Here is a 24,975-nt window from a genome sequence, read left to right as displayed (position 1 = left end):
GGGGCTCGAAGGGTTCCAGGTTCACTTATCTCTTGATCAGACTGACTATGTCTGGAGGTGAGCCTGGAACCGTATTTCCGTCCCTTGTGAACCTCACGAACGTGCCGGCTTCGGGGTCATGCCCGAAACGCTACTTACTGACGACCGCCCCATCCGCTTGCGCGATCGTGGCGCTGGAAGGTGCTTCCGTTGCCTGCAAGCGCTTGGCCACGACAGCGGCTTCGCGCATGACGCGCAGCATGTTGCCGCCGGCCACCTTGCCGAGCTCCTCGTCGGTCCAGCCGCGTCGTGCCAGCTCCTGGAGCAGGGCCGGATAGTGGTCGACACCTTCCAGACCTTGCGGCGTGTTGGGAATGCCGTCGAAATCCGAACCGATGCCGACAGCGTCGATCCCTGCCACCTTGCGTATGTGTTCGATGTGATCGGCCACCATCGCCAGCGTGACCACGGGCCTCGGGTGTTGACGATCCCATTCGGCCATGGCCGCCTGGGCCCGCTCGGGCTGACCGATGTAGAGACCGGCATAGGGAGGTGCATTGAAACGCGTCTGCTCGGCCGCGCGATCGGCTTCCCACCGGCTGCGCTCGGCCGAGACATAAGTGCCCGCGAAAGTCGCCATGACGATGCCGCGATTGCGCGCCACCATCGTCAGCACGTCGTCCGGCACGTCGCGCGGATGGTCATTCAAGGCGCGGGCGCCGGAGTGCGAGAAGATCACCGGCGCTACCGAGGTATTCAAGGCATCGCGCATGGTGTCCGGCGACACGTGGCTCAGGTCGACCAGCATGCCGAGGCGGTTCATCTCATGCACCACGGCGCGGCCAAACGGCGTCAGGCCATGGTGCTTCGGAGCATCCGTGGCCGAGTCGGCCCAGTCGTTGTTCAAGGTATGAGTGAGCGTCATGTAGCGCGCACCGAGCACATACATGCTGCGCAGTACCGGCAGCGAATTGTCGATCTGGTGGCCGCCCTCGATGCCGATCAGTGAGGCAATGCGGTCGGCCTTGTGGGCGCTGACGATATCGTCTGCCGAATAGGCCATCTGCAAATCTTTCGGATAACGCGCGACCATCGTACGGACGATGTCGATCTGCTCGAGCGTCATCTTCACCGCCGCCGGTCCCGTGACCGTGGGCGGAATCCACACGGACCAGAACTGGCCGCCGACGTGGCCCGTACGCAGGCGCGGAATGTCCGTCATCAGCGGGGTTGGCGTTTCACCGGCCTCGGCTTTCATCGGCAGGTTCGCCGTGTTGGTGCTCAGGTCCACGCCGGCAACGTTGCCGAAGCCGGTCCGGATCGCCCACGGCAGGTCATTGTGCCCGTCGATCAACGGCGTGGCGGCCAGTACCCGATCCACTCGTGCGGCCAGCGCGGCATCGCTCGGTGTGGCGGCGCGAGACGACCCGCACAGCACGAGCGCAACGGCCATGACCGTCTGGACAGAGAGGGATCGCGGGGTCAGTTTCATCGCAGGTGTCTCGCAAGAAGATAGGTTTTCGATGCTGATGATGCTCAGGCATCAGAGCATGGCCGCAGCGCCGCGTCGACCAGCTGTTCGAACGCCGCGCCGCCGCGCATGGGGTCAGCCACTGGCAGGCCGAGCCGCTGGCTCTCGGCCAACAAAAGCGCCTGCGCCGCATCGGCATCCAGCATGCCGGTATTGAGGCTTACCCCGGCGCAGCGGATCAAGGGATTAGTACGCCGGCCAAGCCGGATCGTGATGTCGATCACTTCCTCGAGCTGCGGCAGTGGAAACTCGGGATAACCGAGCATGTGCCTACGCCCAGGTTCGTGGCATACAACGAAGACATCGGGCTGGCTGCCATGCAGCAAGCCGAGCGACACGCCTGCATAGGCCGGATGGAACAGCGAGCCCTGCCCTTCGATCACGTCCCAATGCTGCGGCGACGCCGCGGGGCTGAGCAACTCGGCGGCCCCGGCCTCGAAGTCGGCAACCACCGCGTCCATCGGGATGCCGCCACCGGCGATCAGGATGCCCGTCTGGCCGCTGGCGCGAAAATCCGCGTCGACACCTCGCGCCACCATGGCCCGCGCCAGCGCCAGCGCGGTGTATTTCTTGCCGAGGGCGCAGTCGGTGCCGACCGTGAGCAGCCGCTTGCCGGAGCGCTTGCGCCCGGATGCCACGGGGATGTCGCGTGGCGGCGTGCGGATGTCGATCAGGCGGCGGCCGAGGCGCGTCGCGCTCGCCGCGAGCAGCGGGATGTCGGCCAGCCGCATGTGCATGCCGCCGACCAGGTCGAGCCCGGCCTCGAGCGCCTCGATCAGCGCCGGCATCCAGCGGTCGGGAATGAAGCCACCGGCATTCGCCACGCCGATGACCAGCCCGCGTGCACCGCGCGCCCATGCCTCGGCCGGCGTGAGCGTCGGCAGTCCCGTGCTGACCGTCGCGCCGCACGACCATTCGCCAACGCAGCGATCACCTGCCCAATCGCGCAGCCCGAACGCGGTCTTGGCATAACCGGGCTCGCTCGTGTCGCCAAGAAAGAGCAGGTAGGGCTGCGGCAACCTGCTTACCTGCGCATCCGTAGAAGAATTAGGCGTATCCAAGCGACCGGGTTCCTGATGATGACCGGACCGATTTCGCGTCGACATCAACGCGAATAGCGGCCGAGTGGGCATGTCTATTTCGACGCGTGGACCGGCGTGAAGCGCAGATCCTGGTAGTCCCAGCTGAAATCGGCGATCGGCGAGATCGCCTTCATGGTCATCTCATCGATGCTGCCGTCCGGCTTCAACGCAAAGGTGACGTAGGCGTCCTCCACGTCCGGTATGGTCCAGTGCGTGCGGAACGTGTCGTACTGCACATGCTCCAGCGTGCCGTGCATGCCGGGCGAATGATCGAAACTGATGGTCAGTGCGCCCTTGCCGTCCCGGCCGAGCGTCGCGGTGCCGTACCACGGATCACGGTAGACCCCGACATAGTCGGACAACGGCAACGATGGCCCGCGTGCGGGATGCGCGGCTTTTGCAGGTGACTTGAGCGCGGCCACGGCCTCGGCGTTGATCCCGTCGAACACCTGTTTGTAGCTGGCGATCCAGTCCGGCGAAGGCAGGCCCAGCAACGTATCGAGCAGATGCTCGCGCACGGCGAACAGCGTGCCGACATCTTCGGAGTTGAGCATGATGGCGAATGCCGCGTGCTTTTCCGGAATGATCACCACCGCCGAGACACCACCCAGCACGCCGCCGAGATGGGTGATGATCTTGTGCCCGCGATAATCCTGTACCTCGAAGCCCAAGGCGTAGGCCTCGAATTGCGGCTGCGCCAGCGCCAGCGGCTTCGGGAACGTGGGAATTGGAATGAGTGTCTGCGGCGTCCACAGCGTCTTCGCCGCCGCTTCGCTGAAGATCCGCCGGCTCTTATCCAGCTGCCCGCTGTCGAGTTGCAGGCGCAACCAGGGGCCCATGTCCGTCGCGCTCACCTGCAGCGCTCCCGCTGGCGCGAACACCTGGCCGGACATCACCGTTTTGAGCACCGATTGTTGACCCACGCCGCGAACCGCCGTGGTGTTCTTGGCATGCAGCGCCGCCTGGTCGCCGGTGCGCGTGTCGATGCTGACCTGCGTGTCATGCATCTGCAGCGGATCGAGGATCTGCTGCTGCACGAAATCCTCCCAGCGCTGGCCAGAAACGGCCTCGACCAGTGCCCCGGCCACGATGTACAGCACGTTGTCGTAGTCATAGCCGCCGCGAAACGAACGCGCCGGCTTCAGATAGCGGATGTCGTGCACCAGCTGCGCACGCGAGCGGTCCGAGGTCGGAAACATCATCAGATCGCCCTCGCCCAGCCCCAGGCCGCTGCGATGGACGAGCAGATCGGTGACGGTCATCTCGCTGGACGCGTAGGCGTCGTACATGCGAAAGCCCGGCAGCTTGTCGACCACGCGGTCGTCCCAACGCAGCTTGCCCTGGTCGACCAGAATCGCCAGCGCGGCCGAGGTGAAGGCCTTGGTGTTGGAGCCGATCGGGAAGATGGTGTGCGCATCCACCGGCGCCGCATCACCGAGCTTGCGCACGCCATACGCGTGCGTGGTGACCGTGTCGCCATCGACGATCGTCACCGCCATGCCTGGCGTGTCGAACGTCTGCATGGCCTTGTGCGCGAACGCGTCGAGTTCCGGCGTCGACACGGACGACTCGGACGCGGATACCGTCGCGCAGGACGCTACCATCAGCGCCACGAAGACACTCACACGCCAGCGCTTTGGCTGGATCGGCGAGGCGGCATTTTCACGGCAACGGTGAATCATCAAGAACACTCCCCTTCTGTGGACGCTGCCGAGCAAACCGCGAAGCGCCGCGGTGGCGCAGGTATTAGGCTTTGGGCTTATTGCGAGGCTTGCTGGCAACCGTCTTGCGTGGCTTGCCAGTCTTGCCGGGTTCGCGCTTCTCCAGCGCTGGCGCTTCGACGTAACCCACAAGCTTTTGCCGCAGCTGCGTGATGTCACCGATGCGATCGAACATGTCGCCCTGTTCGCGGGTGACCGCGCCGATCAGCAGGCTCAACAAGCTCGTCGCCGCGGTGAAGTTATGCCACGGCCGCGTCAGGTCGGCCGGCAGCATCAAGACATGGCTGGTGAGCTGGCGTGCCCAATAGCACTGGCTGTCGGTGATGATGACCAGCGGGATGCCGCGTGCGGCCGATTCCTCGGCCAGAATGCGGAAATGCCGCGAATAGCGCCGGAAGTCGATCAGCAGCACGCAACTCTTTTTGGTCGAATCCAGCAGCAGGTCGGTGTAAGCGCCGTCCAGCCCTTCGTGGAAGATCGTGCGCGGTTTGACGTGCTGCATCAGGCTGGCGAAACCCAGTCCAAGGAAACGGCCCTGGTGGAAACTGGCGACCGAGAGCCGGTCGGCGTCCACCAGCAGCTTGACGATGGCCTTCCATTCCGCCGTGCGGGTCAGCCCGTGCGCAATCGTGATGCCGCGGATCTCGGCCTTGAGGCTCTCGGACATCGTGGCGGAATCGCCCGCCTGATCGGGGTTCTTGTACAGCTGCAACCAGGGCGCGTCGCCACGCAGTTCTTCCTTGAGATCGTTGAGGCCCGCATAACCCAGGTTGTGCAGAAAGCGACCGACCGTCATGGGGCTTACGCCCACGCGCTGTCCCAGCGACGCGGCCGTCTCGAACGGGATGCCATTGAGATTGTGCAGCAGGTAGGTGGCGATCTTCTGCTCGGACGTGGTGAACGTATTCCAGCCGTCTTTAAGCTTTTTCTGCAGATCCTTGATCATCGGCACTCGCTCATCGGGCCAGCACCGCGGTGCTGCCGGCTTGTCCATGTTGCCCCACGCCGCTGTGGCGGCGATTGAGCATATACAAAAGCACGGCGGATAGTCCCGCGACTGCACCGATCAAAACAAAGAACGCGCCGTGGCCCATGCGGCTCCACAAGGTGCCCAGCCAGCCGGCCAGCAGGTTGCCGAAGAACCCGGCGAAGAACCACGTGGCGATGCTGGTGGCGCGAAAGCCTTCCGGCGCCATGCGCCCGAACAAGGCCAGCCCGGTCGGCAGGATGTACAACTCGCCGATCGTGAACACCACGAACCACACGAACAACCAGATCCAGCTGGCCCGTGTGCCATGTGCCTCGCTCCAGGCCGCGACCAGACCCAGCGCGACATAGGACGCCCCCACGATCGCCGCACCGAAGGCCATCCTGCCCAGCAACGGCGTCACGATGCCGCGCTTTGCCAGTCGCGCCCAGCGCGCCACCAGCACCGGCGTCAAGGCGAACACCGCCAGCGAGTTGACCGACTGGAACCAGGTCATCGGTATCGTCCAGCCGGGTGCCAGCACCCGGTCGATGCCGGTGTCGGCCCACAACGCAATCGTATTGCCGTTCTGCTCATAGGCACCGCGGAAAATCACCACGATCGCGGCAATGCCAATCAGCAGGCCGAAGCGTTCGCGTGCCGCACGATCCATCGGCGGGCGGACCTCACGCGTCGCCGCACCAAGCGCCGGTTCCGGGGGCAGGTAACGACGTCCGCCCAGATAGATCACCAGCGACAGCAGCATGCCGATACCCGCCGCCGCGAATCCCCAGTGCCAGCCAAACGCCTCGCCGAGGGTGCCGCATACCAGCGGCGCCAGGAAGCCGCCGAGGTTAATGCCGACGTAGTAGATGTTGTACGCGCTCTTGCTGCGCTCGTCCCCGGCGCGATACAGCCCTTCGATCTGGCTGGCGAGGCTGGGCAGGAACAGGCCGTTGCCCAGCGCGATCATGCACAGCGCCGGATAGAACAGCGCTTCGGACGACATCATGAAATGCCCGAGCGCCATCATCGAACCGCCGATGACCACGGCGCGCCCCTTGCCCAGCCAGCGATCGGCAAGCATGCCGCCAAACACAGGAGTGAAGTAGACGAAGGCCGCGTACACGCCGTACACCACCGACGCGTACTCCTGGTCCATGTCCAGGTGCTTGGTCATGTAATAGACCAGGATGGCGCGCATGCCGAAGAAGGAGAACATCTCCCACATTTCGGTGAGGAACAGGATGGTCAGGCCACGTGGATGGCCGAACCAGCTTTTCTCCGTTGCCTGGGTCGTTTCGATGGAAGTCATGCGGACGGGCATCCTCGCTGATGGCGCATGGTCACTAGCTCGCGGCCGACGCTGGGCCACCCCAGAGCATGTCGGGACACCAGATAGTGCCATGTTCGTACACCACCGACGGCTGGTAATCGGCCACCAGGCTGATCGGACCGTCGAGGTCTACCACGTCGCACAACTGGCCCACCACGAACGAAGGTGCCATCGCCAGCGAGGAGCCGCCCATGTTGCCGACCATCAGGTCGAAGCCCAGCTTGCGCGCCTCTTCGGCGATGGCCAGCGCTTCAGTGAGTCCACCGCACTTGTCCAGCTTGATATTGATGACGTCGACGCGGCCAACCATCTTGGCCAGGTCACTGCGGTCCTGCACGCTTTCGTCCGCCGCGATGCGGATCGGCCGCTGCAGGCCGTCCAGCCAGGCTTCGCTGCCGACCGGGAACGGTTGTTCCACCACGTCCACGCGGGCTTCGACCAGGGTGGGCAACAGCTTCGCGAACGACTCACGGGTGAAACCCTGGTTGGCGTCGACCATCAGCCATACGTCCGGGCGCGCCTGGCGCACGGCCAGCACCCGCTCGGCATTGCGCCCGTCGTCAGTGAGCTTGAGCTTGATCGCGCGGGCCACTGAGTAGGTGCCCGCCTTTTCGGCCATCACTTCCGGCTCGTCCGCGCCCACCGTATAGGTGGTCAGCAACGGCTTCGGTGCCGACAGGCCGGCCAACTGCCAGACGGGCTTGCCGGCGCGCTTGGCTTCCAGGTCCCACAAGGCGCAGTCGAGCACGTTGCGTGCGCCGCCGGCCGGTAGCAGCTGTTGCAGGGCTTCGCGCGTGATGCCTGCCTCGATATGCGCGCGCAGCGCCTCGATCTGCGCCAGCATCGAGTCCGGGGTGTCGTGGTGGTAATAGACGCCTTGCGCTTCGCCACGCCCGGTCAAACCCTGGGCGTCGGTCAGCTCGACGATCAGCGCATCGAAGGCGGTGAAGGTGTAGCCGGTGATGTGGAACGGCGTATGGATCGCCCAGCTCTTGCGCGTTGCCTGCAGGCGCAGGCGCCCGTCAACATGGATATTCATGTCTCTACTTCCTCGGATGGAGCGCGCGACGGCGGTGCTACGCCGCCGCGCAATGAACTCAGTAATGGGCGCTGAAACTGACCAGGCCGAACGTAAGGATCAGCCAAACCAGGTAGATCGCCGCCAGCGCCAGCAGGGTTTCGCCGGCCAGTACCCAGCGACCGCGACGCGGCGCCATCCAGCTACGTACGCTATGTGCCACCACGGCCAGCGCACCGAGCAGACCCAGCACGCCGAGCACGTAAAGCACGTAAAGCCACGGCGTCATCGTGCCCTGCAACAACATGTCGTCACTGATCGACGAGACCACCAGCAGGCCCATCCAGCCCGCCAGGACTACGAACAGGGCGAGCACGCCAAGGCGCGACAGCAGGCGCGAACGGCGCTGCGCGGCATCCAGCGCGAGCGGACGGCCATAGTGGCGACGTACCCAGGCGCCCACGCCCCAGCTCAGCAGTGCGACCACCAACAGGAAGCAGGACAGCCCGGCCCACAGACCCACCGAGCCCATCGAGCGCGCGCCCGAGACGCGCTGGAACACGAATACCGGCACCTCGACGTCGGTCGCCCAGTACGCAATGTTGCCGTCGGCATCATTGACGAACTTCAGGTGTGCGTCGCCGTTGACCTGACGCCACGTCGACGGGCCCACCTCGCGCCAGTACAGCGGCTTGCCCGCGTAGTTGTTCCATGCCGATACCACGATGGTGCCGTCCGGCTGCGCGGCCACGCTGGACTGACCGAACAGGTACAGCGGCTTCAGCGCACTGTCGTTGCGGCGGCTCGATTCGTAATAACCGGCCACGCGCGCAGCATCGGCCTTGGCCGTGGCCAGGGTCTCTTCCTTCGGCGCGCTGTAAGGGAAGTAGCGATCCAGGAAGGTCTGGAACACCGCCTTGCGGATCACATGCGCGCCGCCCTCGTTGCCGGCGCTGTTGAACGACATGAAGACGCCGACGTTCGCATCCAGCATCAAATGCAGGTCACTGTGGAACACCTCCGTATCGCCCGCATGGCCGATGATGCGCTGGCCGTGGCTGTCCTCGTGATAGAAACCAAGGGCGAAACCACCGAGTCCTTCCGCTGCAGTGTGCTGCGGGCTGTGCATCAGCTCGGCGGTTGCCTGCTGCAGGATGCGCGTATCTCCGAAGCGGCCCTGCTGCAGGTGGGCGATCATGAAGTTCGCCATGTCTGTCGCGGAGCTGCTCAGCGCACCGGCCGGCGCCGGATCGACCGGCTCGAACGGATGCGGCTTGCCGTCGGAAGCGCTCTTGTAGCCATTCGACAACAACGGCGCCAGGTGCGCAGGCAGTGGCTGCTCAAAGCTGGAACGCGTCATCTGCAAGGGATCGAAGATGTGCTTCTGCACGTAGTCCTCGAAGCGCTCGCCCGATATGCGCTGCACGATATAGCCGGCCAGGCCGCAGCCATAATTGGAGTACGCCACGATCGTGCCCGGCGCAAAGATGCGCACCGGGATGTGCGACTTCAGGTATTTTTCCAGGTTCACGCTGTCCGTGGACGCCGGCAGCAGATCGCGCGCGGTGTCCTCGAAACCCGGCGTGTGGGTCATGATGTTGCGCAGGGTGATCGGCTTGCCGTCACGCGGCGGGATCTTGAAATCCAGGTACTGGTTGATGTCGGTGTCGAGATCCAGCTTGCCCTGCTCGACCAGTTGCATCACCGCGGTCCAGGTGAACAACTTGGAGGTGGAGCCGGGACGGAACAGCGTGTTATCCGGCGACGGTGCCTGGCGCGTCTTGAGATTCGCATAGCCGTAGCCGCGCGCGAAAATGACCTTGCCGTCCTTGACCACCGAGATCACGCCGCCGGCCACGTCGCCACGCTCCAGCGCAAACGGCACCAGACCGTCGAAGAAGCTCGACAGGTCTTCGTTGGTGAGCGCATGCGCCTGGTCGCCCGGGTTCGTCTTGGCATCGGCCACGACGGTCGTTGCGCTGCTCGGCGCCGGCAGGGCTGCCGAGGTTGCGGGGGCCGGGTTCACCGGCGCGGGTACCTGCGCCAACGTCACGCCGGTGGCGAACGTCACCAGCAATGACGCTAAAAATTTTCTGTAATGCTTCATTACGCGAATGCTCCAATAATGCCAGCGTGCGATGCTCAGAAATCGAGGCCGAGGGTGACGCCCACCGTGCGCGGTGGCACGTAGGACGCAGCAAACGGGCTGCCCTGCGGATCGGTCGTTTCAGAGGCCAGTGACGTGATGCCACGCTGGTTGGTCAGATTCTTGACGTAGCCCTTGATCGTCCAGTTGCCGATATAGGTGCCCGCGTGCAGATCGATGCCGTGATAGCCGGGCACCGAGATGCGCGGTCCGGGCACGGAGAGGAAATCGGACTCGCGCCTGCCGACGTAGTTGTAACTGCCGCCCACGAAACCGGACCACCCTCCCCCCAGCGGGAAGTCGTATTCCGCACCCACGCTGGCATTCCATTTCGGCACCCACGGCAGGCGATCGCCGTTGTAGCCATACAGGCCCGGCGGGGTATCCGCGGTCAGTGCCGCATCGGTCCAGGTGGCGTTGGTCGACAGCACCAAGCCTCGCACGGGCGCGTACTTCCAGCTGGCTTCCAGACCTTGGCTCTTGGCCTTGCCGCCGTTGCTGAGGTAAGCGAAATTCGCGTTGACGGTGGTGAGCTGGATCTGGCTCCAGTCGATGTAGAACGCGTCGGCCTCGAAGGTCATGCGCTGATCGAGCAAGGTGGATTTGAAACCCAGCTCGTAGCTGGTCAGCTTGTCCGGCGCGAAGGTCAGCGGCGCACCCAGGCCTGGCGGCACGCCCACGTTGGCGCCGCCGGGACGGAAGCCCGAGGCCACACGCAGATAGGCCATCAGGTTGTCGGTGAACCTGTAGCTGGGATTGAACAGGTAGGTGGTCGGCGTATCCGAGCTGCGCGTGGTGAAATCCGCAGGCCCCGTCAGCAGGCCGCTGCTTACCTGCGTGTACGAGGTGCTGTCGTGGGTCTGGCGGGCGCCCACCAGCACGCTCAGCTGTGAGGTGGCATGCCAGGTCACGTCGGCGTAGCCGGCCCATTCCTTGAAGATGCCTGGGCCGATGTGGATGTCACCCAGGTTGGGCAGATCGATCGGTACCCCGGTTGATGCATCGAAGACGTTGACGGTCTGATGGTTCGTGGTGCTTTCGCGGGTGTAGAACACGCCCGCGCGCCACGCCAGCATTTGCTCGGCCGGTGACTCCAGCCGCAGCTCCTGGGTGAATTTCCCGAGCGTAATCGGCTGCGTGATCGAATACCCGCCATTGTCCAGGCCGAACACGGGGTTGAGCAGCGGACCATAGGCGGTGGTGACGTCGCCGGTCTGGTCGACTTTCTGCGAGCCGTAGCTGCTCGACGAGACCAGCTTGGCCCAACCGAAATCGGCGTCGACGGAAAGGTCGTAGAGACGATACTGGATCGCCAACAGGCCGGTCCCGGCGGCACGGCTCTGCTTCTGGTAGCCGTAGATGGGCAGCAGCGTGGCCGGATCCACTTCCACGCCGGTGTTGGCGAGGCCGTCACCACGGAGGTTCTGGGCCAGTGCCGACAGGCGCACCGACACCTTGTCCGTGGGCGTCCACATCAATTGCGCCCGGCCGCCGCTGACGTTGGCCTCGTTGACTTCTTTTTGGCCGGTAAACACGTTGTCGATGTAACCGGGATCGTCGCGGTCGTAAGCGTTGACGCGTAGCGCCAGCTTGCCCTCCACCAGCGGCAGGTTGAACATGGCGCGCTCGGCGAAGCCGCTACCGCCGCCATCCACGCTGGTGTAGTCGACCGAAGCGCGACCGAACATGCGCGTGGAGTCCGGTGGCGCAGTAACGAATTTCACCAGGCCACCCAGCGAGTTCGAGCCGTACAGCGTGCCCTGCGGGCCGCGCAGCACCTCGATGCGCTCGATATCGGCCGGATCGATATCCGGTGTCAGCAGGCTGCCCGCGGCATACACGGTGCTGGAACCGTAAGGTGCATCGTCGATATACGTGCTGACGCTCGAGTTGGCCTGCGAGCTGCCCGACGTGATGCCGCGCAATACCAGCTGCGTCTGCCCCACCGAGGTGGAGATCAGGTTGAGCCCGGGTATCTGGCTGGCGTAGTCGGCGAAGCTGTTGGCGCCCTGGCGCCGGAGGTCGTCACCGGAAAGAGCAGTGACCGCCATCGGCACGACCTGCAGGCGCTCCTCGCGCTTGTTGGCGGTCACCATCACGGTGCCCAGATTGATGGGCTTCGTGTTGCCGGATGTGGACTGCGGATTCTGTCCCCCTGGTGCCCCAGCATCCGTCGCAGCCACCTGGCCCTGTGCCGAATCACCGTTCACGACCGCCGGAGCCGCGAGATCGCCGCTGGCGGACGCCAATGGCTGTGCCGTCGCAGCGAAAGATCCAAACAAGGCGATGGTGACGGCCACACTGATACAGCGGCGCCTTGGCCGCAGTTGCCGAAATTGCATGAGGTTCTCCCCCCGGAGAATCACGTGGACAGTCCACGCCACGACTGATATCGCATTATCAGAGGCGTGTCAATGATATTTCTATATCAGACGGAGTGCGGCGTATTCCCGGATATCTGTGGAAAATCCCCGCGCCGACGCTTCGATTCCGCGCCAGGCCACCCGCGCATTCAGCAGTAAGCCCGCTCGCTGGAGCGCGCTATGGGGTTGCCTCAATGAAGCGCGGGCGGCAACGATTACGCGTCAATGGTCGAAAACAGCCGCTCGGGTAATTGCGCGCGCAGTGCCGCTGCGTCCAGATGGACGAGATTCTTGTTCACTTCGAACATCACCCTCTCGCGGGTGGCCCCATCCAGCTGCACGCGCATGGCGCCAAGGAAAGCCGGTGCGGCAATCAGCGCCAAGGCGTCGAAGTGGCCATCGGTACGCGCCTTGCGCAGACACCGGGACAGCTCCGTGGCGAAGCTCGTCATCTCATGGGCGGTTGCCGTGGTATCCGGATCTTCAGCATGACCTCCGGGGCCGAATCGCTCGAAACCACGCCCCGCGCGATCCGTCACCAGTTCCTGATCCAGCATCCGCCCCTCGGGGTGGATGAACGAGTCCATTTCTTCCAGCGGGCCGGTCGGCTGACTCGTCCGAAACAATCGCGCCACGGCACGATTGGCGACGACGATCCACACGGTTTTTTTCATCACGCGCTCCCAGAGAGTTTCACCAGGAATGCCCTGCCAGATCAGCCACTATGCAGAGCAGGAGCGAAGCCTCGTCGGCTTTGCTGCAGTACTCAGGTTCGCTGAAAACGCGTCAAGCGGGCGTGAGCAGTCCGCCTGACGCCTCATTCAGTGACTAGACGCTGCGAAACAGCGTGAGCTGATCCACGATCTGTTCGCCCTCGACCTTGAGCCAGGACTCCTGCAAAACCGCGTCCGTGCAGGGGCCTAGCGTACAAACGCGAATCTCGCGCTTGCTCGCTTCATGTTTCAACATGTCGAGCACGGTACGCAGTACGCCACCTTTGAACGGCGTGTAGAGATAGAACACCGTGCCTTCAGACAGATCGGCTAAACGCACGTCTTGCTGAATAAACGTCACTCGCTTCAATTCGAGCGCCTGCGCACTGCGGCGAGCGCAATCGGCATAGACACCTTCGATTTCGATGCCGATACAGCGTGCGCCCGTGCAGATGCTGGCCACCAGGGGAACATGCCCCAGTCCCGAGCCAAGATCGATCAGCACATCCTGCTCATTGAGCGCACTGCAACGAATCAGGTCGAAGATGAAACGCGCCGGCGTGGGCTGATAGAACACCATTTCCGGCGCAAGCTCGGCAATCCCGCCAGCGGGCTCGTCAAATTTAAGGACGCCCGTCACCAGTGCGTCGAGATAGTCGTAACCCACACCGTTCAACTGATAGTCCGCATGCACGGCGGGGTCGTAAATCCTGGCCCAGTCGAGCAAGTGCTTCGCCCCTTCACCTCGACGGATCTCGGCGCGAATCTCCTGATAGAGCGTGTGGTTGGCCACTTCCAGATTGGCCGAAATGGCTTCAACGCGGCGTTGCAGTGCAGACGCCCGGGCAATCTCGGCTTCGCTCTGCGGGGGCGGCATATGAAAAAGGCAGGTTTCAATGCGATCGAGCGCTTCCAGGCGTCGCCGCAGTTGATCCGGCTCGTACAGTGAACGGTCTTGCTCCAGTTCACTTACCAGATCTCGTAATTCACCCATCATCCGCCAACATTTCCTTGGTAAAGCCTCGCGGGGTACACCGTGCACCCCACGCCAGCCCGCCAATGCTGTCACGATCGGCGCGCCTTTCCCACCAAAGCTTCAGAAATAGCTCGCAGGGCGGCTCGATTTGGCGCGCTGTGCGCACCCATTCGCCCGGTTCGCTGAGCGATTTGGTCTGGGACAGCGGCTGACGCAGCGACCGCCTGGGTGACCCTGGGCAGGCCCGGCGTAGCGCAGCCTCTGCGACAGTCCGGCTGCCGCCGGTCGGCCGGCTCGGCTGCCGTATTCAGCGCATCCGAAGGGTCGATGGCCCAGGCGGCGGCGCCACCCTAGGCACGGCTGCGGATCGCGCAGAGCAGCGCCGCACCGACTTCCGGCAGGCTACCGTCATTGATGATGGTGAGCGCGTCGCCCGGCACCACGTATTGATCGTTACGCGCGAGGCGTTCCTCGATCTGTTCCGCCGTCTCGCGGCCACGCGCCATCAGACGGTGGGCGATGCTTTCGCGACTCGCCGTGATCAACACAGGCACCATGTCATGGAAGCGCGCGCGCGCCAACGGAAAGGCATTGCGCGAACCATTCACCAGCACGTTGACGCCCTGCCTCAACCAGTGCTCGATCTCCTTGCCCAGGCCGCAACGCAAGCCATGCGCCTGCCAGGTGAGCGCGAACAGGCCGCGGCGCTCGCGCCGCTCGAATTCCTCGGCACTCAAGGCGACATGAAGATCGCCTTCCTGCTGCGCCGACCGAGTGATATAGCGATGCGCGCACACCACCGCATAGGAAGGACTATTGTCACGCACCCAGCCAAGCACACTGTCCTTGCCGGCACCGGAAGGACCCATCACGTAGTAAAGCCGACCTGCACTCATGCTGCGGATACTTTTCTCAAGGCGAAGCGTTCCAGTGGCTGGAATGCGGCACCTGGCGATGCTTCGACGCACAGCGTGAGTGCGTCGATACGCGCGGCGGGCAGCATGGCGGCACGCAGTGCAAGCCAGCGTTGCAGCGCACGCTCCTCATCAACCGAGGCGGGCGCGGACAGCGTCATGTGGAAGCGGTAGCGTTCAAACACGTAGGGGTATCCGTAGCGTTGAAGGTAGTGGGTTTCGATGGCGTCGAGCTCGGCAGCGCGACGCTGGAATTCCGGCTCGGCGAGCGGCGCCCGAAGCGGCTCAATGGCGTCGGTGCAGGCCGCTGCGAGTGCATCCACTGCACGACACTCACTGACCGGCCGTAACGCCAGGAAGCCATTCAGTCGGCTAAGGCGTAGCGACAGATTGATCGGCGCGTGGTTTTGCGCGATCAAGGACAGCGTACGACGCAAATCGCCGACGTCATGATCTGGGGACAGCGTGAAAGGCGAGCGCAGGGTGGCGTGCCAGCCATAGCGACGCACGTCGGCCAGCAACGCATTCCAACGCGGTAAGGGAATGCCGGGAATGCCATTGGGCGTCAGCTCGACACTCAACCAGTCGCGACCCAGCGCCGCAAGCGCACTGGCGGGTGATGGGCAGAAATAGATCGCGTAGCGCATCAATCACCCGTCACGGCGAGGTACTGCAGCCGTTCGCGGGAGCAGCGCGTGTTGCCGATCCGCGCACGAATGACGCGTGGATCGAGCCGTGCTGCCGGCGCGGGCATGAGCTTTTGCATGTCTTCGGTGATGCCAAACTGGTTAAGCCTTCGGGTCACGGAACGGGTACGCCGGTAGAGGTCGGGAGGATTAGGAAAGCGCTGTCCCGGAAAATACGCTGTGCTGTGGTCGACAATATGACCGTCCGCCTTGGTCGGTGTGTCCTCCAGCCTTGCAGCCGGCATGCACTACACCGGGAGCGCGATGCCCCGGCCGGTCTAGATAACTAAACCTTTGTGACAAGACGAGGAACATGCGCGGACACCCTCTTACGGCGGTGCCCAGGGTCGTCAACGGCGGCGCTAGAACGAACCGAACATCGTCCCGAGCACGATGACGGCGATGAGTCCAAGGATGGCGCCGACGATGCCGACCATGACGATGTCGCCATAGCTCTCCCCGTGCTTGGTGCCGCATACGGCAAGTAGCGTGACGACCGCGCCGTTGTGCGGCAGGGTGTCGAGCGTGCCCGAGCCAATGACGGCGACGCGATGCAGCAAGGCCGGGTCCATGCCGATGGCCGCCGCGCGTTCCATATAGGTGGGACCGAGCGCATCGAGGGCGATGGTCAGGCCACCCGATGCCGAGCCCGTGAGCGCCGCCAGCACATTGGTGGCGACGGCCAGCGAGGTCAGCGGTCCGCCACCGATATTGAGCACGGCGTCGCGTACGCCGGCAAAGGCTGGCAAGGCGGCAACGACCGCGCCAAAACCGACCAGGCTGGCCACACTCACCGCGGGCAAGACCGCCGCGTTCGCCCCGGCATCCAGGGTCGCGCGCAATCCCGCGAGCCTGCGGAAGTTCAAGGCCAAGGCCACCGCAATGGCGCAGGCCAGAGCCGTCACCACGGCCCACACGCCACCAACCCGGGCCAGCGAGGTGTTTCCCCACTGCGGCTCGTTGAGATAGCTGGTGTCCAGCGCCGGGAGAATGAACAGCGACATCGCAAGATTGACAGCCACCACCGTGAGCAGCGGCAGCGCGGCGGCCAGCGTCGACGGTGCATCGGCCTGGGTGCCGTGCGCGATCTCGGTGGGATCGAATTCGTGCGCGGTGGTGGCACGCTCGCGCAGTGTCTCGCGCTTCGCAATGTCCTGCGGCGACAGCAGGTCGCCCTGCCCGAAACCCTCGCCCAACTTTCTTGCCGATGCCTCCCGCCGCCCGAGCCACCACATGCCGAAGGCCATCATGATCAGTGACGCGATGACGCCCAGCCCCGGCGCGGCAAACGGCGTGGTGCCGAAGAAAGGCATCGGGATCGCGTTCTGGATCGACGGCGTACCGGGCAAGGCCGACATGGTAAACGTCGAGGTGCCCAGCACGATGGCCGCCGGCATCAACCGGCGAGGTATGGCGGCGGTACGGAACAACTCCTGGCCCATCGGCGCCAGCACGAAGAACGCGACGAACAGACTTACGCCACCGTAGGTGACAAACGCACCGGCCAACACCACGGCGAGCACGGCATGCTTCTGGCCCAGCTTGCCTATCATGAAGTCGGCAATAGCCGTGATCGAACCGCTGTCCTCCATCAACTTTCCGAACACGGCGCCGAGCAGGAACAGTGGAAAGAACTGCGCGAAGAAGGCTGCGCCGCTGACCATGAAGGTCTGCGTCCAATGCGCCAGTAGCGGTTCGCCGGCGAATAGCGCAGCGATCAAGGCCGCCATCGGCGCCAGCAGCAGCACGCTCCATCCGCGAAACGCCAGCCACACCAGCAGCGCCAGACCAAGCAGGATGCCTAGCAGCCCCATGGCATCAGCACTCCGCCAGCAGGGCGTCGAGATCGGCCGTCGAACGGTGACCGAGATCGTCCCCGTGCACACGCAGGAACTCGTCCGCGCTGCGCCGCCCCTCGTCCTTCAGCAAGCTGAGAAATTCCCATTCGGCATTGAGTTTCGACGAGGCGCCAAACGTCTCGAGCTTTTCGGTCATGATCCGGTGCACTCGCATGCCGGCCCACAGTGCACCCTCGCCATGGCCGGGGTCGGCCACCTCGCGCAGCAACGCGATCATGCGCAACTCTTTCATCAGCGGTGAATTGAAGGAAATCTCATCGAGGCGATTGCGAATCTCGTTCGCCGTTCGCGGTGTTTCCTTGCGCTGTCGCGGGTTGATCTGTACGAGGATGCTGTCGTGCGCATCACTTTCGCGGATCAACGGGGTGATGGTCGGGTTGCCGACGTAGCCACCATCCCAATACGGCTCGCCATCGATTTCCACCGCCTGGAACATCGTCGGCAGGCAGGCCGAGGCAAGCAGAACATCCACCGTGATCTCAGCATTGCGGAAGATCCGGCCGCGGCCGGTGTGTACGTTGGTGGCGGTGACGAACAGTTTTATCGGTGCCTGGGCGAGGCGTTCAAAGTGGATGCTGTCGGCCAGCAAGGACCGCAACGGATTCATGCCGAGCGGATTCAGGTCATAAGGCGAGAACACGCGCGAAGTGAAGTCCATGGCGATATAGGCGGGCGACGCATCCAAACCCCAGCGGCCCATGTAGCGATCCATCGGGGAACGCTGTATCGGGCTGAACATGGCCGCTTGCGCTACGCGCAACCAATAGGCGTCGAGTGCGGCACGCGCACCTTCGGCGCCGCCCTCCGTCCAGCCGTCCACGAACACGACAGCATTCATCGCACCGGCCGAGGTGCCGGAGATGGCATCAATCTGCAGCCAGGGCTCCTCCAGCAACCGATCGAGCACGCCCCAGGTATAGGCTCCATGGGAGCCACCGCCCTGCAAGGCAAGGTCGATCAATACCGTTGGACGTACCGACGCAGGTTCGACAGGGGGCCTCGACCTGCCCTTCTCCTGCGCGCGCTCACTTGTCACGGGCGGGCCCCTTGCCTCCTGGGCCACCCGCCATGGGCCACAGCTTGCCCCACTGCGCCATGACGTCGTTCCACGGCGCACTGCTGGCCGTGACGTCGCCCACGCTTCCAAGCGCGCTGGAAGTGTCCTTCTGCCAGGTCATGATCGCCTCCTGCAGTCCCTGCGCGAAATGGGCCTGGACGTTGGCGGCGATCTGATTGTTGACCTCGGTGTCACCCACGCGCTGCTGCAACAGGCGCCAGAACGTCTCGCCGGGCATGCTCGCCAGCGCCGTCCAGTCCTGCGCCTTGAGCAAATGCTCCACGCGCGCCTGCGATTCGCTGATGCCATCGTCGACGGCACGACTGGACAACTCCAGCCACTTCTTCCAGTTCTCCATGACCAGCTTGCTCACGCGCAACTGGAACTCGGTGTTGGCCTTATAGAGACTCAGCGGGAGATCACTTGGATTGCTCATCGGTCATGCCCTCGGTGGAGTGATGCGTCCTGCGACGGGGCCGGTGGCCCACGGACTTGCCAAATCGATGCACAAAAAGTGCGCAACACATCACCGGCAGCGGATATCAATCCTTACGACACAGAGGGCGACGCGGCTATGCGCGGCTTGACCGACTACGCGCAGTCAAGCGATAGCACCGCACGAACTAGCCCCTGTCGATCGTCAGCATGACTCGCATGGATGCGCTTGAGCTCGTTTTGACACTACCGTTCCCATCGTGATGCCGATGTCACGGCGACCGATGACGTATTTCTTACCGTTGGTCGTGCGCGCTACGCCCTCGGTAATTCAGCCCGAGGTCCGTTTGTATTCACTGCAAGTCGCGACAGGCGGAACAACACTCGGCAGCCATCCAGGGAACCTCGACAAGCCGTTCTTTTCCCGCCATTCCCGCGGCTCTCAACAGCCGAAGGGCTGGTCAAGCGGGAACGACGAGCTTTTTCGAGATTCCCTCCAGCAACGAGGTACGTCCATGAAGAAGATCGCTTCATTGACCCTTGCGAGGGCCCCGGGTGTTTCCGCTGTCGTGGCTGCCCAAGACGCGCTGTTCGAACACCAGGTTCAGGCTTCGCTTGAGCAACAGGGCTACACGAAAGTGCGTGAGCTGGACTTTCGCAACGACGTATGGACGGCTAAGGCCCGAAGTGCAGACGGCCAGAAGGTGACGCTGCGAATCGATCCGGAAACGGGCCGGATCATGGGTGGCGACAAGCGGTGACCGATGGGATGGAACGGACGGATGGATGGTCGGAGGCCCCGATGGGGCCTGACAGGCCCGCCCTTGCGGCGGCTGTATGAAACCCTCGACTCGTCAGGTGCGGCGAAACCGCCGCACCTGACGTCTGACGCTATCGAACGACTACGCTCAGAGAGCGGCGTCCTTCAGCTTCTTCAACGGGCGAACCTTGAGCTTCACCGTGGCGGGCTTGGCAGCAAACCACTGCTCTTCCTTGGTGAAGGGGTTGATGCCCTTGCGCTTCGGCTTGGCCGCAACGCTGACAGCGGTGATCTTCAGCAGACCCGGCAGCGTGAAGTGGCCAGCGCCCTTCTTGTGAACGGAGCCCGTAACAGCCGCTTCGAGCGAAGCCAACACGGCACGGACGTCCTTGGCGATCACGCCGCTGCTTTCAACGATGTGAGCAACCAGGCCCGACTTGCCCAGGGCTTCCTTGATCGGCTTGTGAACGACTGCCTTTGCGGCGGCCTTCGGAGCTGCCTTCGGAGCGGCCTTCTTCTTTACTGCTTTCTGCGCCTTCGCCATACGTTTCCCCGTGGTCATCAAGATGATGGTGTGTTCAATGCCTTTCGGCATGCGAAATGTATGGCATGCCAGGGCATCGCGCCAAGCTGCAACACGGAAAAAATGCGGTTTTTTTGCATCCGGGGCCGAAAAGGGGTGAAGAAAGTCACGATTGGACCCGACAGAGGCCTGTTTTTTAGGACTTTTCCTATAGGTCGACCAGCGCCCCACCCCGTTTACGCGGGCGTCAGGCTATGGACCGGCGAGGCCAGCGGTATCTACTATCGAGCTTCGTTTCCCCGTCCAGGTGTCGCCTATGAAGCGTTTGGCCTTATCCATTCTTGCCTTGTCCGTGTCGTCGGCGCTGTTTGCCGCAGCCGCCACGAATGCCCCCAGCATCGACCCGCACCGCTTGTCGGACGACGTCAAGACGCTTTCCTCCGATGCCTTCGAAGGCCGTGGGCCGGCTACCGCCGGCGAAACCAAGACGGTCGACTTCGTCGTCGCGCAGCTCAAGGCAGCCGGCGTGCAGCCCGGTGGTGACCTGAAGAACGGCAAGCGCGAATGGACCCAGGCAGTACCGCTGCTGCGTACCGAGATCGTCGGTACGCCCACGCTGTCGTTCAACAACAATGGCAAGATCGAAGCCCTGACCCAGGGCGACCAGATTGCCGTGCGCGCCGCGCTGGACGGCTCCAAGCAGGTGTCGATCAAGGACGCGCCGCTGGTATTCGTGGGCTATGGCGTCAAGGCGCCGGAGCGCAAGTGGGACGACTACAAGGGCGTGGACCTGCACGGCAAGATCGCCGTGGTGCTGATCAACGACCCTGATTTCGAGACCGGCGTGGGCGACTTCGGCGGCAAGGCCATGACCTACTACGGTCGCTGGACCTACAAATACGAGGAACTTGCACGCCAGGGCGCCGCCGGCGTGCTGATCGTGCACGAAACCGCACCTGCCTCGTACGGCTGGGCCACGGTAAAGAACTCCAATACCAACACGATGTTCGACATCGTGCGCGACCACCCTGCTTCGGTGCATCCGCAGGTGGAAGCGTGGATTCAGCGCGACGCGGCGGTGAACCTGTTCAAGAATGCCGGCCTGGATTTCGAGGCGCTGAAGAAGCAGGCGCAAACGCGCGACTTCAAGCCCGTCGTGCTCAAGGGACAAACTTTCTCGGCCAACTACAAGGTCGATTCCAAGGTCATCACCTCGCACAACATCGTAGGCCGCATCGAAGGCAGCAAGCGTCCCGACGAAACCGTGATCTACAGTGCCCACTGGGATCACCTGGGCGTCGGTGAGCCGGATGCCAAGGGCGACCGCATCTACAACGGCGCCGTGGACAACGCTACGGGTACAGCCGCGCTGATCGAACTGGCCCGTGCGTTCGCGAGCCAGCCGAAGCCGGAACGCTCGGTCGTCTTCCTCAACGTCACGGCCGAGGAAAAGGGCCTGCTCGGCTCCGAGTACTACGCCGCCAAGCCGCTTTATCCGCTGGGCAAGACGGTCGCCAACATCAATATGGATGCGCTCGACCCGCATGGCCCGGCCCGTAACTTCACCATCTCCGGCAACGCCAAGCTCGATCTGCTCGACGAGCTGACCGCTACCGCCAAGAAGTGGGACCTGGTGTATGAGGCCGATCCAAAGCCGGAAGCGGGCCACTTCTTCCGCTCCGATCACTTCTCGTTCGCCAAGCGCGGCGTGCCCGCCATTTCATTCGGCTCGGGCAATGACTGGGTGGATGGTGGCGTCGCTGCCGGTAAGGCCGCCGAGGATGAGTACGTCGCCAATCACTACCACCAGCCCTCGGACGAATGGCAGGCCAGCTGGCCGTTCACCGGCATGGCGCGCGACCTGCAGATCCTGTACACGCTGGGCAACGACCTGGCCAATTCGGACACCTGGCCGAACTGGAGCAAGGACTCGGAGTTCCGTGCTGCCCGTGATGAGACGGCTTCGCAGCGCAAGTAAACGCGTCTGAAACTGCTTGGCCAAAACGGCTCGCAGCGATGCGAGCCGTTTTTTTGCGCCCGTTGAACGGAATTTTCATCTCTCGCGGAAGTTCATGACGCCTGCAACACAACTGCAGCATGGGCGTCATCAAGCAGCCAGCCGAGCGCCATCTAACCGTCGCCGTGGAATAACAGCGGAGTCATGGACAACGGGCAAGCTGAGCAGCATTAGTCGTCCAGAATCGTCCCGCATATGCTGGCCCAATACGTCTACCCGTCGAAAACCGGCCTGTTCCGCATCGTCCGCCATGGTCGCCAATGGCGCGTGCTCTGCGAGGCCCAGGAAATCGGCCGCCACGAGACCGCCGAGGCCGCCATGATCGCCGCCCGCATCGCCTGCCCACAGGCGCGCCTGCCGGGCTCGCTGGAGCAATGGCGGCATATACCCGAACAGGCCCTGGCCCATTCACGCGTTTCGTGTGAGGGCGGCACGCGATGGCGGCTTGCGGGCTGAGCTATTAACTCCCTCTCCCCTTGGGGGAGAGGGTTGGGGTGAGGGGCCAATCTTGCGGGAACGCTGGCTCGAAGCCCGGTTCTTTGCAGCCCCATCGCGAGCACCCACCCCTCACCTCGATCCTCTCCCCGCAGGGGAGAGGAAGACCAGCAGTCACTCCTGCGCGTTGATCACCGCCAGGAAATCCTGCCCATAACGCTTGAGCTTCGCCTCGCCGACCCCGCTGATCGACGACAGCTCAGCTTCGTTGGACGGCAACGCGCGCAGCATCGCCAGCAAGGTCGCATCATGGAAGATCACATACGGCGGCACGCCATGCTGTCTGGCGAGCTGGGTGCGCAGCTTGCGCAGCTCGTCCCATAGTGGCTGCTCATAGGCTTCTACGCCGAGACTGCCTCCTGTCACCAGCTGGCTGTCACGACGCTTGCGCGATGCACGCACCGGCCGCGCGTCCTCGCGCAAGCGCACGGACTGGTTGCCGGTGAGCACGTCGCGACTGGTTTTGGTCAGGCGCAGCGTGCCAAAGCCTTCCGCGTCGGCCTCCAGCAAGCCCATCGCCAACAGTTGCCGGAATACCGAGCGCCATTGCTTGTCGTCCATATCGGCGCCGATGCCGAACGTGGACAAGCGGTCGTGGCCCAGATCGCTCATGCGCGTGCTGTCCTCGCCGCGCAGGATGCTGATGACATGCCCCGAGCCGAAACGCTGTCCGCTGCGGTAGACCGCCGACAGAGCCTTCTGCGCAGGCACCGTGGCGTCCCACGTCTTGGGTGGTTCGATACAGTTGTCGCAGTGGCCGCAAGGGCCGTGATAGTCCTCGCCGAACGCCGCCAGCAACAACTCGCGGCGACACTGCGTCGCCTCGGCATACGCCAACAGCGATTCAAGCTTCTGCCGCTCCACCCGCTTGCGCTCATCCGCGGATTCGGACTGGGCAATCATCTGGCTCATCGTCACCACGTCCGACAAGCCGTAGATCATCCACGCCTCGGCGGGCAGGCTGTCGCGGCCCGCGCGACCGGTTTCCTGGTAATAGCCCTCCATGCTGCGCGGCAGGTCCAGGTGCGCCACGAAACGCACGTCGGGCTTGTCGATGCCCATACCGAAGGCCACCGTCGCCACCATCACCAGCCCATCCTCACGCAGGAAACGCCGCTGATGCGCGTTGCGCGTGGCGGCGTCGAGGCCGGCGTGATAGGGCAACGCGTCGAAGCCTGCTTCGGCCAGCCACGCCGCCGTTTCGTCCACCTTGCGCCGACTGAGCGCGTAGACGATGCCCGTTTCGCCGCGATGTCGCTCCAGGAATTCCATCACCTGTCGTCGCGCGTTGTGACGAAGACCGACGTGATAGCGAATATTGGGCCGGTCGAAACTGGAAACGAATTGCTTTGCGTCCTGTAGCGCCAGGCGTTCGACGATTTCCTCACGCGTGCGGTCATCCGCCGTCGCCGTGAGCGCGATGCGTGGCACGTGCGGAAACCGCTGATGCAGCACCGCCAGTTCGCGGTATTCCGGGCGGAAATCGTGGCCCCACTGCGATACGCAATGCGCCTCGTCGATAGCGAACAGCGCCACGTCTTTGCGCTCGAGCAGGCTCAGGAAGCGCGGCGTCAGCAATCGCTCGGGCGCCACATAGAGCAGGTTCAATTCCCCGTCCAGCAGCCTCCGCTCCACCTCGCGCTGGTCTTCCGCGCCCAGGCTGGAATTGAGGTAGGCCGCCGCCACACCGGCCTCGCGCAGCGCATCCACCTGGTCCTGCATCAAGGCGATCAGGGGCGACACGACAATGGCGGTGCCCTGCCGGATCAACGCGGGAATCTGGTAGCACAGCGATTTGCCGCCGCCCGTAGGCATCAGCACCAGCGCATCACCGCCCGCGATCAACTGCTCGACGATCGCCTGCTGCGGACCGCGAAACTCGGTGTAGCCAAAAACACTGTGGAGGATATCGAGGGGAGAGGAATGCATCGCGAGATGCTAGCAGTGGCACCCCCGACTCGACCGGTACAGATGGCGATCGCGAAAAAAACCGATGAAGAAAACGCAATTTACTACGCCGCGAAGCAATGAAGTCTCGCATTGCGCATCCATGAAAGCTTGCGTAGTTGCTGTCATTACCTTACGCGACATGCATCGTAATGCACATTGACAAAACAAGTCATTGCGAAAGAACGAATTGCAAGTCCCTGTATTTACGAAAAACGAATTTTCACGTGACGAACATGCGAATAGTTCGTTGACAAATTGTTATTGACGCCCGTAAGTTTGAAGCAAGGAAGCGGGGGGAATACCGCAATTTCCTGTCCTGTTGGCTCAAGCACGGACCTGTGGAAACAGGCCCGCGGGGAGGCTTTTGCCTCGAAAAAGGCCGCCATCGCTCGGCCTGATTGTTGATTGCAACCAAGCTGTTTAGGGGAGTTCACACGTGAAAGAATT

Annotated in this window: 21 protein-coding genes; 3 read left to right on the top strand and 18 right to left on the bottom strand. The window is 63.5% G+C overall.

What is annotated here, in order from left to right; genetic code table 11:
- Positions 1-130: 130 nt before the first annotated feature.
- The 16 genes from OUZ30_RS18800 to OUZ30_RS18725 form a co-directional block, all read right to left on the bottom strand.
- The gene (locus OUZ30_RS18800; RefSeq protein WP_266183985.1) at positions 131-1,432 is read right to left on the bottom strand and encodes a dipeptidase; all 1,302 of its coding nucleotides are present in this window, start codon (positions 1,430-1,432) and stop codon (positions 131-133) included.
- An 83-nt stretch (positions 1,433-1,515) separates the two neighbouring features.
- Positions 1,516-2,571 carry an N-acetyltransferase DgcN family protein gene (locus tag OUZ30_RS18795; RefSeq protein ID WP_266183984.1) on the bottom strand — a complete coding sequence of 352 codons (1,056 nt, stop codon included), beginning with the start codon at positions 2,569-2,571 and terminating at the stop codon, positions 1,516-1,518.
- Between the two features lie 74 nt (positions 2,572-2,645).
- On the bottom strand, positions 2,646-4,274 hold the full coding sequence (locus OUZ30_RS18790) for a serine hydrolase (protein WP_266183983.1): 1,629 nt from the start codon (positions 4,272-4,274) through the stop codon (positions 2,646-2,648).
- A 64-nt stretch (positions 4,275-4,338) separates the two neighbouring features.
- Positions 4,339-5,259: a MurR/RpiR family transcriptional regulator gene (locus tag OUZ30_RS18785; protein ID WP_266183982.1), complete on the bottom strand. Its 921-nt coding sequence runs from the start codon at positions 5,257-5,259 to the stop codon at positions 4,339-4,341.
- A 10-nt stretch (positions 5,260-5,269) separates the two neighbouring features.
- Entirely contained in the window at positions 5,270-6,595 is a 1,326-nt protein-coding gene (locus OUZ30_RS18780; RefSeq protein ID WP_266183981.1) for a peptide MFS transporter, read from the bottom strand.
- Between the two features lie 34 nt (positions 6,596-6,629).
- Positions 6,630-7,655: a dipeptide epimerase gene (locus OUZ30_RS18775; protein ID WP_266183980.1), complete on the bottom strand. Its 1,026-nt coding sequence runs from the start codon at positions 7,653-7,655 to the stop codon at positions 6,630-6,632.
- A 58-nt stretch (positions 7,656-7,713) separates the two neighbouring features.
- Positions 7,714-9,741: a serine hydrolase domain-containing protein gene (locus OUZ30_RS18770; RefSeq protein ID WP_266183979.1), complete on the bottom strand. Its 2,028-nt coding sequence runs from the start codon at positions 9,739-9,741 to the stop codon at positions 7,714-7,716.
- Positions 9,742-9,776: 35 nt separating this feature from the next.
- Complete coding sequence (locus OUZ30_RS18765; protein ID WP_266183978.1) at positions 9,777-12,122, bottom strand: TonB-dependent receptor; 2,346 nt, start codon at positions 12,120-12,122, stop codon at positions 9,777-9,779.
- 236 nt (positions 12,123-12,358) lie between these two features.
- Complete coding sequence (locus OUZ30_RS18760) at positions 12,359-12,817, bottom strand: host attachment protein (protein WP_266183977.1); 459 nt, start codon at positions 12,815-12,817, stop codon at positions 12,359-12,361.
- Between the two features lie 154 nt (positions 12,818-12,971).
- Positions 12,972-13,853 carry a hypothetical protein gene (locus OUZ30_RS18755; protein WP_266183976.1) on the bottom strand — a complete coding sequence of 294 codons (882 nt, stop codon included), beginning with the start codon at positions 13,851-13,853 and terminating at the stop codon, positions 12,972-12,974.
- A 329-nt stretch (positions 13,854-14,182) separates the two neighbouring features.
- Positions 14,183-14,728, bottom strand: coding sequence for a phosphonate metabolism protein/1,5-bisphosphokinase (PRPP-forming) PhnN (gene phnN / locus OUZ30_RS18750; RefSeq protein ID WP_266183975.1), 546 nt, complete (start codon positions 14,726-14,728; stop codon positions 14,183-14,185).
- Complete coding sequence (locus tag OUZ30_RS18745; RefSeq protein WP_266183974.1) at positions 14,725-15,393, bottom strand: DUF1045 domain-containing protein; 669 nt, start codon at positions 15,391-15,393, stop codon at positions 14,725-14,727. Before OUZ30_RS18745 ends, phnN begins: the two co-directional genes overlap by 4 nt.
- Entirely contained in the window at positions 15,393-15,677 is a 285-nt protein-coding gene (locus tag OUZ30_RS18740) for a hypothetical protein (RefSeq protein WP_266183973.1), read from the bottom strand. Before OUZ30_RS18740 ends, OUZ30_RS18745 begins: the two co-directional genes overlap by 1 nt.
- 117 nt (positions 15,678-15,794) lie before the next feature.
- Positions 15,795-17,246, bottom strand: a complete 1,452-nt coding sequence (locus OUZ30_RS18735) for a GntP family permease (protein ID WP_266183972.1) — start codon at positions 17,244-17,246, stop codon at positions 15,795-15,797.
- 4 nt (positions 17,247-17,250) lie between these two features.
- The gene (locus OUZ30_RS18730) at positions 17,251-18,327 is read right to left on the bottom strand and encodes a patatin-like phospholipase family protein (RefSeq protein ID WP_266183971.1); all 1,077 of its coding nucleotides are present in this window, start codon (positions 18,325-18,327) and stop codon (positions 17,251-17,253) included.
- The gene (locus OUZ30_RS18725; protein WP_266183970.1) at positions 18,317-18,784 is read right to left on the bottom strand and encodes a phasin family protein; all 468 of its coding nucleotides are present in this window, start codon (positions 18,782-18,784) and stop codon (positions 18,317-18,319) included. The genes OUZ30_RS18730 and OUZ30_RS18725 overlap by 11 nt, the downstream gene beginning before the upstream one ends.
- 514 nt (positions 18,785-19,298) lie before the next feature.
- On the opposite strand from OUZ30_RS18725, the gene OUZ30_RS18720 reads away from it, so the two are divergent.
- Positions 19,299-19,544: a PepSY domain-containing protein gene (locus tag OUZ30_RS18720; protein WP_266183969.1), complete on the top strand. Its 246-nt coding sequence runs from the start codon at positions 19,299-19,301 to the stop codon at positions 19,542-19,544.
- 147 nt (positions 19,545-19,691) lie between these two features.
- Here OUZ30_RS18720 and OUZ30_RS18715 read toward each other — a convergent pair whose 3' ends face one another.
- Positions 19,692-20,087: an HU family DNA-binding protein gene (locus OUZ30_RS18715; RefSeq protein WP_266184108.1), complete on the bottom strand. Its 396-nt coding sequence runs from the start codon at positions 20,085-20,087 to the stop codon at positions 19,692-19,694.
- Between the two features lie 295 nt (positions 20,088-20,382).
- Here OUZ30_RS18715 and OUZ30_RS18710 point away from each other — a divergent pair, with 295 nt between their 5' ends.
- Positions 20,383-22,044, top strand: coding sequence for a M28 family metallopeptidase (locus tag OUZ30_RS18710; RefSeq protein ID WP_266183968.1), 1,662 nt, complete (start codon positions 20,383-20,385; stop codon positions 22,042-22,044).
- A 234-nt stretch (positions 22,045-22,278) separates the two neighbouring features.
- Entirely contained in the window at positions 22,279-22,539 is a 261-nt protein-coding gene (locus OUZ30_RS18705; protein WP_266183967.1) for a hypothetical protein, read from the top strand.
- Positions 22,540-22,692: 153 nt separating this feature from the next.
- Here the strand turns inward: OUZ30_RS18705 and recQ are convergent, their stop codons facing one another.
- The gene (gene recQ / locus OUZ30_RS18700) at positions 22,693-24,507 is read right to left on the bottom strand and encodes a DNA helicase RecQ (RefSeq protein ID WP_266183966.1); all 1,815 of its coding nucleotides are present in this window, start codon (positions 24,505-24,507) and stop codon (positions 22,693-22,695) included.
- Between the last annotated feature and the right edge of the window lie 468 nt (positions 24,508-24,975).

Source organism: Dyella humicola (assembly GCF_026283945.1).
GTDB lineage: Bacteria > Pseudomonadota > Gammaproteobacteria > Xanthomonadales > Rhodanobacteraceae > Dyella > Dyella humicola.
Note: the sequence above shows the minus strand (reverse complement) of the source record. Positions and strands in the feature narration are given on the sequence as shown.

Excerpts from the sequence above, each read along its gene's own strand:
- OUZ30_RS18800 (WP_266183985.1), bottom strand. The coding sequence starts at position 1,432 with ATGGCCGTTGCGCTCGTGCTGTGCGGGTCGTCTCGCGCCGCCACACCG.
- OUZ30_RS18790 (WP_266183983.1), bottom strand. The coding sequence starts at position 4,274 with ATGATTCACCGTTGCCGTGAAAATGCCGCCTCGCCGATCCAGCCAAAG.
- OUZ30_RS18785 (WP_266183982.1), bottom strand. The coding sequence starts at position 5,259 with ATGATCAAGGATCTGCAGAAAAAGCTTAAAGACGGCTGGAATACGTTC.
- OUZ30_RS18780 (WP_266183981.1), bottom strand. The coding sequence starts at position 6,595 with ATGACTTCCATCGAAACGACCCAGGCAACGGAGAAAAGCTGGTTCGGC.
- OUZ30_RS18775 (WP_266183980.1), bottom strand. The coding sequence starts at position 7,655 with ATGAATATCCATGTTGACGGGCGCCTGCGCCTGCAGGCAACGCGCAAG.
- OUZ30_RS18770 (WP_266183979.1), bottom strand. The coding sequence starts at position 9,741 with ATGAAGCATTACAGAAAATTTTTAGCGTCATTGCTGGTGACGTTCGCC.
- OUZ30_RS18765 (WP_266183978.1), bottom strand. The coding sequence starts at position 12,122 with ATGCAATTTCGGCAACTGCGGCCAAGGCGCCGCTGTATCAGTGTGGCC.
- OUZ30_RS18760 (WP_266183977.1), bottom strand. The coding sequence starts at position 12,817 with ATGAAAAAAACCGTGTGGATCGTCGTCGCCAATCGTGCCGTGGCGCGA.
- OUZ30_RS18755 (WP_266183976.1), bottom strand. The coding sequence starts at position 13,853 with ATGATGGGTGAATTACGAGATCTGGTAAGTGAACTGGAGCAAGACCGT.
- phnN (WP_266183975.1), bottom strand. The coding sequence starts at position 14,728 with ATGAGTGCAGGTCGGCTTTACTACGTGATGGGTCCTTCCGGTGCCGGC.
- OUZ30_RS18745 (WP_266183974.1), bottom strand. The coding sequence starts at position 15,393 with ATGCGCTACGCGATCTATTTCTGCCCATCACCCGCCAGTGCGCTTGCG.
- OUZ30_RS18740 (WP_266183973.1), bottom strand. The coding sequence starts at position 15,677 with ATGCCGGCTGCAAGGCTGGAGGACACACCGACCAAGGCGGACGGTCAT.
- OUZ30_RS18735 (WP_266183972.1), bottom strand. The coding sequence starts at position 17,246 with ATGGGGCTGCTAGGCATCCTGCTTGGTCTGGCGCTGCTGGTGTGGCTG.
- OUZ30_RS18725 (WP_266183970.1), bottom strand. The coding sequence starts at position 18,784 with ATGAGCAATCCAAGTGATCTCCCGCTGAGTCTCTATAAGGCCAACACC.
- OUZ30_RS18720 (WP_266183969.1), top strand. The coding sequence starts at position 19,299 with ATGAAGAAGATCGCTTCATTGACCCTTGCGAGGGCCCCGGGTGTTTCC.
- OUZ30_RS18715 (WP_266184108.1), bottom strand. The coding sequence starts at position 20,087 with ATGGCGAAGGCGCAGAAAGCAGTAAAGAAGAAGGCCGCTCCGAAGGCA.
- OUZ30_RS18710 (WP_266183968.1), top strand. The coding sequence starts at position 20,383 with ATGAAGCGTTTGGCCTTATCCATTCTTGCCTTGTCCGTGTCGTCGGCG.
- OUZ30_RS18705 (WP_266183967.1), top strand. The coding sequence starts at position 22,279 with ATGCTGGCCCAATACGTCTACCCGTCGAAAACCGGCCTGTTCCGCATC.
- recQ (WP_266183966.1), bottom strand. The coding sequence starts at position 24,507 with ATGCATTCCTCTCCCCTCGATATCCTCCACAGTGTTTTTGGCTACACC.